We start from the raw sequence: 6,410 nt of genomic DNA, 5'->3' as shown, positions 1-6,410 counted from the left end.
GGTTTTGCTCCACGCTTCCTTCAGACCCCACCTCGCGGTGGCGCCCTTGCGCTTTGCTAACCCTTCGCCGCCATCAGGCTGGGTAGAGGACTTGCACCTCCAAGCTGTCGAACATGCTCGGCACACGAAAAGGACCGGCCAATGGCCGGTCCTTCTCGCAGCTGGAAAATTTATTCTCTCCAACCAGATCGACCTTATGGGGTCAGTCGGAGGCGCTCACTCGCAGCCCTTTCCACGGCCTCCCGGGAATAGAGCAGCGGCACGTAATCGCCCGTCGCCCAGAGTGGTGCGAGATCACGGTAGTGCGGGCTGTAGGGATTGCCGGATTGGCCGGGTGTGTTGATCGCCCGGCTGTCGTCCCAGTTTCCCACATCGAGCACCATGCGGAACGATGCACCGGACGTCACCTTGAACGTGGACGTGTTGTAGCCCGCCGCATGAGGCACGTTGTTGCCGCCGCCCATCACGAGCGGTCCAACGGTCATCTGCGCCTGCGTCGCCTTGTCGGCGAGAGGCTTCAAGGCATGGTTGAACTCGGCCTGATGCAGGTTGCCCCACTTCCATTGCGCCATGTCCTCGCCCAGCAGCTTGCCGACTTCATCCGCTGCAGAGGAAAGGCTCGTGAGCAGGATCTTGTCCCGGGCCGCAGACTGATCGGCCCCGAGAGCCTGGTCGGGTTTCTCCAGATAATCGACAATGGCCGAGAGACTGCCGTTGCCGATGATGGCGCGTGCCGCCTCCGGCGTTGTTGCGGCAACCGTTGCCCGGCCCAGATGCTTACCGGTCCAAACCTCGAAGAGCGCGGCTCCGGCGCTGTCGGCGGTCTCCTTCGCGTCCCAGTTCTGCAGCAACTCGAGAGCAGCCCGCTGCTTCGGATCCTCCGAACGAAGAGGCTTGAGCAGCACAATGAGCCTGCGTCCAAGCATGCTCGTGTCGTCGTTCTGCAGGTCCATGGCATCCGCCAACGTGAACTTAGGCTTCGCCTGAAGCACCTCCGTGATGCGCTGGAACCGCGCAGGGTCGGCCCATTGGTCGAAGCCGATTCTGCGCTCGTTCACCGGATAGTCGGGAGGAAGGTTGTTCTGGTTCGCGGTCGCGAAGAAGCCCTGAGAAGGATTGTACTCCTTCGGGAGGTCGGACATCGGGATGAACCCCTCCCACTCATAGCGGCCATCGCCAGGCACCGGCATCAGGCCGTCATAGCTGACTCGCTTGGGGGCCAGGCCACCCGGAACCCAGCCGATATTGCCGTCCGTATCGGCGTAGACCTGGTTCTCGGAGGGAGCCCCCCAGCGATTCATGGCCTCCAGGAAGCCGTTCCAGTTCTGAGCCGTCATGTAGTCCGACGAGCCGAAATAGGCTGAGGTGCCGGGATCGAACCAGACCGAGCGCATGGCAAATGCCCGCTGCTTGGCGTCATCCCTCAACAACACGGGCCCATGGCGCGTGAAGAGCAGTTCGACATTGCGCGGCTGCTCGCCTTTGACCTCGATCGTCTCCCGCACGACCTTCATGTCCTCCCAGCCGTCACGGAACTTATACTGGTTGTGGTTGCTCGGGTTCAGCTCGTAGACGTAGAGATCTTCCTGATCGATCCCAAAGATCGTCAGACCGAATGCGATCTTCCCATTATGTCCGATGGAGATGCCCGGCAGCGCTGGCTCACCCGCTCCGATCACGGACATCCCGGGTGCATTCAGATGCACGATATAGCGCAGGGACGGCACGCCATGAGCACGGTGCGGATCGTTCGCCAGGATCGGCCGGCCCGTTGCTGTTCGATTGCCTGCGACAACCCAGTTGTTCGATCCGATCCGGTCGATGTTCGCCATCGCCTCGTTGAGAAAGTCCTCATGCGTGTCCAGAGAGGCTTTCTTTTGCTGTGGCGCGAATGAGACATCCTTCGTGCCGAGCTCGTAGTCGTTCAGGACGTCCTTGGGGATCGAGCACGGGTCGAGACCTGCCGGGACAGATGTCTGCCATTCGGGCTCGAACTTGGTGCGCAGGCGGTCGGCGTCGAGACCGGCCGCACACGCGACCTGAGCTCGCCGGACTTCGGACGCCACGTTGCGGGTCAGTCCATGGCTGCGGATGCGAACCACATCTTCCGGCTTCCACAAGTCGGGCTGCGTTCCAGCAATCTTGAACTCCACCGGAGCAGGGCGTGTGCCGTCCCGGACCTGCTGCACGAAAGCATTCACACCCTCGACGAAGGCTTCCGTATAGGTTTTGGCCTTGGGCCCATAGGCAGCCCATTCCTTGTCCATGTCACCGCGATAGAGAAACATGCGAGCGGCCCGGTCCTGATCCGCATAAGCGGGGCCGAAATCCTTCGCGAGCAAGCCAAGGCCACGCTTGCGCCAGAGGTCGATCTGCCAGAGCCGGTCGCGTGCAGCATTATAGCCCTGCATGAAGAAGGCATCGTGCTGATTTTCCGTGTAGATGTGCGGGATGCCCCAATGATCGACGATGATTTCAGCCGGAGCCTGGAGCCCCTTCGCCTGCTGCGATGTGGTCCGAACCGCACTCGACATGTCAGCGGAAGCTGGAATTGCCGTACTTGCGAGCAGCGCGCCCACATATGGCACCAGGCATGCGATTCTGGTCAAAGCCCTCATCGAGTCGTCCTCCCTGAGCGAAACCAATCGTTCCCATTTTCTCCAGGATTGGAGTGGCGTTCGGGAATCAATCGAACCCGATGCTCGGTCCTTTGCCGGGTCACGGACAATTGCATTTCTGATGGGGCAGGTATCAGGATGATGAAGCTTGTCGCTCAAGGCTCCCACGCTAGTTCTGCGAACGCTCGAACGACGATAGTCGTGGAACGCCAGCCCGACCGGATGGGCATTGCAAGCATAGCAATGCGTATCAGGGCCGCCTTCGAGGAGGCGTGTCTGTCGCTGTGCATGGCCGCAGTCATTTAAGTTATATCGGAGCTCGATCCCGTCGAGGACTGCGCTCACCCACGTGAGCGCAGTCCTTGTTCAACTCGAGCAGGTATGCGGTTCCAGAGAACCTGCTCTCTTACACATTGTCCCCGTGAATGGCGCCGATCACGGCGTCCGTGACCTGCCGGGTCGTGGCCGAACCGCCGAGATCGGGCGTATGCAGCAATGGATCGGCAGTCACCCGCTCGATGGCTCGCATGAGACGCTCGGCGGCCGGTTTCTCGCCGAGATGCTCCAGCATCATCGTGGCCGTCCAGAACGTGCCAACCGGATTGGCGATGCCCTTGCCGGTGATATCGAAAGCCGAACCATGGATCGGCTCGAACATCGACGGGAACCTGCGCTCCGGGTTGAGGTTCGCCGTGGGCGCGATGCCGAGCGACCCCGCCAGCGCCGCCGCGAGATCCGACAGGATATCGGCGTGCAGGTTGGTCGCCACGATGGTGTCGAGGCTCTGGGGTTTCAGCGTCATGCGCATAGTCATGGCATCGACCAGCATCTTGTCCCAGGTCACGTCAGGATAGTCCGCAGCCACTTCCGCCGCAATCTCGTCCCACATGACCATGCCATGACGCTGCGCATTCGACTTCGTCACCACGGTGAGAAGCTTGCGCGGACGCGAGCGCGCCACCTCGAAGGCAAAGCGCATGATCCGCGTGACGCCGGCGCGGGTGAAGATCGAGACTTCCGTCGCCACCTCTTCCGGCAGGCCGCGATGCGAGCGTCCGCCCTGGCCGGCGTATTCGCCTTCGGAATTCTCACGCACGATCACCCAATCGAGATCCTTCGCCGCCACGTTGCGCAGGGGTCCCTCGATTCCCGGCAGGATGCGCGTCGGGCGTACGTTCGCATATTGATCGAAGGGCTGGCAGATCGCGAGGCGCAAGCCCCACAGCGTGACGTGATCGGGGACATCGGGCGCACCGACGGCACCGAAATAGATCGCATCGAAACTCTTGAGAGTCTCGCGGCCGTTCTCCGGCATCATGACGCCATGTTTCCTGTAGTAGTCCGAGCCCCAGTCGAAGGACTCGAAATCCAGCTTGAAGCCACCGTAGCGGGCCGCCAAGGCCTGAAGAACCTCGACTCCGGCCGCGATGACTTCCTTGCCGATTCCATCTCCGGGAATGGCTGCGATCTTATAGCTGTTCATGATTGCACCTGGTTTGTGCGGCCGCCGGCGTGCGGCGACCGAGGATCGATTCGTCACTCTTCCTGATCAGCCGAGCGCGTCGGCCACGGCCTTGCCTGTGGTCTCGGTTCCGGCATTCCCGCCGAGATCGCGGGTGCGCAGGGTCTGCTCGCTCAAGACATCCTCGATAGCCTGGACGATGGCGGCCGCCGCTTCCGCTTCGCCGAGATGCTCCAGCATCATGGCGCCGGCCCAGATCTGTCCGATGGGATTCGCGATCCCCTGCCCTGCAATGTCGGGCGCCGAACCGTGAACCGGCTCGAAGAGCGAAGGGAAAGCACTGTTCGGGTTGATGTTGCCCGAGGGCGCGATGCCGATGGTGCCCGTGCAGGCCGGTCCGAGATCGGACAGGATATCTCCGAAGAGGTTCGACGCGACGACCACGTCGAACCAGTCGGGATGCAGCACGAAATGAGCCGTGAGGATGTCGATGTGGTACTTGTCCCATTTCACATCCGGATAACGCCTGGCCATTTCTTCCACACGCTCGTCCCAATAGGGCATCGTGATCGAGATCCCGTTCGACTTCGTGGCCGAGGTCAGATGCTTCTTGGGGCGCTTCTGAGCGAGATCAAAGGCGAATTGCAGCACACGGTCGACGCCGATGCGCGTCATCACGGTTTCCTGGATGACGACTTCACGTTCCGTACCGGGAAACATCTTGCCGCCGATGGACGAGTATTCGCCTTCGGTGTTCTCGCGCACGACCCAGAAGTCGATGTCACCGGGCTTGCGGTTCGCGAGCGGTGTCGGCACCCCCGGCATCAGGCGCACCGGCCGCAGGTTGATGTACTGGTCGAACTCGCGCCGGAACTGCAGCAGCGAGCCCCAGAGGGAGACGTGGTCCGGGATTTTCTCCGGCCAGCCGACGGCGCCGAAGAAGATGGCATCGTGCGAGCCGATCTGCGCCTTCCAATCCTCCGGCAGCATGCGGCCGTGCTTGGCGTAGTAGTCGTAGGATGAGAAGTCGAAGTGATCGAGCTGCAGGTCGAAGCCGAACTTCTTGGCGGCAGCCTCCAGAACTCGGACGCCCTCCGGTGTCGTCTCCTTGCCGATGCCGTCACCTGGAATGACTGCCAGCCGATACTGCTTCCTTTGATCCGATGCCATGTGAAACCCGTCCGTCCTTCATGATTGGTTCGAGGGCGGATGCGAATGCTGGAGCCACTCGCATCCGCCCTCGGTTGTTACTGTCCGGTAACGCCTGAGGCCTTGATGACTGGAACCCATTTGTCAATTTCGGAACTCACGAGCTTGGCGAGTGCCTCGGGCGTCTGACCCGCTTCGTCTGGGAGCTCGGCGCCGAGATCGAGGAGGCGCTTGCGCGTCGTCTCGTCCTTCAGCGCCGCCTTGGCGGCGGCATTCAGCTTCGCGACGATCTCCTTGGGCGTTCCCTTCGGAGCGAAGAGCGCGTTCCAGCCGGTCGCCTGGAACTGCGGCAAGCCCTGCTCGGCCGATGTCGGAACGTCCGGGACAACCGGGAGGCGGTTCTGCACCGCGACGACCAGACCGTTGGCTTCTTTCGCCTGCACCGTCGGCACAATCGCGACCGTCTGGTCGCACACATAGTCGACCTGGCCGCCGAGGAGCGCGTTCAACGCCGGACCCGAGCCGCGAAACGGCACGTGCTGAGGCTTCACGCCCAGGAGTGATTCCATGAACAGACAGGTCAGGTGCGAGGTCGAGCCGACGCCGCCGGAACCGTAGTTCATCTTGGGGGCATTGGCCTTGAGGTAGGCGATGAATTCCTTGAAGTCCTTGACCGGCAGGTCCTTCTTCGCGACCACGAGCATCGGCGTTGCCGCCGAGTTCATGATCGGCTCGAAGTCGGTACGCGGATCGTAGGCCAGCTTGGGATAGAGGCCGACGCTTGCCGCCTGCGTTCCAAGATTGCCCATGAGAATCGTATAGCCATCCGGTTCGGATTTGGAGACGCGGGTGACGCCGACGGTGCCCCCCGCTCCGGTGACGTTTTCGACCACCAGCTGCTGACCGAGCGTGCGGCTCATATGATCGGCCATGAGGCGCGCCACCACATCGGTCGTGCCGCCGGCCGCGAACGGTACCACTAGGGTGATCGGCCGCGTCGGATAGGTTCCCTGTGCCTGTGCGGCCGTCGCAAGGAATCCCAAGGCCGCCGTGAGGGTGAAGAGAGCTTTCTTCATAGGCATTTCCTTCCCTAAAGATTCTTGTTGTCGGAGATCGGCGCCGCTCGCCTGTCGGCAAAGCTCGGTCCTCGGTGATACACCTCGGATTCCTGCGCCCTTGCC

The 6,410-nt window shown here is 61.9% G+C and carries 4 protein-coding genes; all 4 read right to left on the bottom strand.

The annotated features are described in order from the left end of the window. Positions 1-194: 194 nt before the first annotated feature. The 4 genes from FS320_RS15910 to FS320_RS15895 all read right to left on the bottom strand — a co-directional run bounded on the left by FS320_RS15910 (position 195) and on the right by FS320_RS15895 (position 6,305). A complete protein-coding gene (locus tag FS320_RS15910; protein ID WP_152712826.1) occupies positions 195-2,618 on the bottom strand; it encodes a penicillin acylase family protein in 2,424 nt (807 codons plus the stop codon). Between the two features lie 406 nt (positions 2,619-3,024). Beyond that, complete coding sequence (locus FS320_RS15905; RefSeq protein WP_152712825.1) at positions 3,025-4,101, bottom strand: tartrate dehydrogenase; 1,077 nt, start codon at positions 4,099-4,101, stop codon at positions 3,025-3,027. A gap of 66 nt (positions 4,102-4,167) precedes the next feature. Continuing rightward, positions 4,168-5,250: a tartrate dehydrogenase gene (locus tag FS320_RS15900; protein WP_152712824.1), complete on the bottom strand. Its 1,083-nt coding sequence runs from the start codon at positions 5,248-5,250 to the stop codon at positions 4,168-4,170. 77 nt (positions 5,251-5,327) lie between these two features. After that, entirely contained in the window at positions 5,328-6,305 is a 978-nt protein-coding gene (locus tag FS320_RS15895; protein WP_244627173.1) for a tripartite tricarboxylate transporter substrate-binding protein, read from the bottom strand. Between the last annotated feature and the right edge of the window lie 105 nt (positions 6,306-6,410).

Origin of the sequence: Microvirga tunisiensis (assembly GCF_009296175.1) — a bacterium.
Lineage (GTDB): Bacteria > Pseudomonadota > Alphaproteobacteria > Rhizobiales > Beijerinckiaceae > Microvirga > Microvirga tunisiensis.
The sequence above is the reverse complement of the archived record's forward strand: the minus strand, read 5'-3'. Positions and strand labels throughout refer to the sequence as shown.

What these genes read in the sequence shown, in the direction of transcription:
- FS320_RS15910 (WP_152712826.1), bottom strand. Translation starts at nt 2,618, where the DNA reads ATGAGGGCTTTGACCAGAATCGCATGCCTGGTGCCATATGTGGGCGCG.
- FS320_RS15905 (WP_152712825.1), bottom strand. Translation starts at nt 4,101, where the DNA reads ATGAACAGCTATAAGATCGCAGCCATTCCCGGAGATGGAATCGGCAAG.
- FS320_RS15900 (WP_152712824.1), bottom strand. Translation starts at nt 5,250, where the DNA reads ATGGCATCGGATCAAAGGAAGCAGTATCGGCTGGCAGTCATTCCAGGT.
- FS320_RS15895 (WP_244627173.1), bottom strand. Translation starts at nt 6,305, where the DNA reads ATGAAGAAAGCTCTCTTCACCCTCACGGCGGCCTTGGGATTCCTTGCG.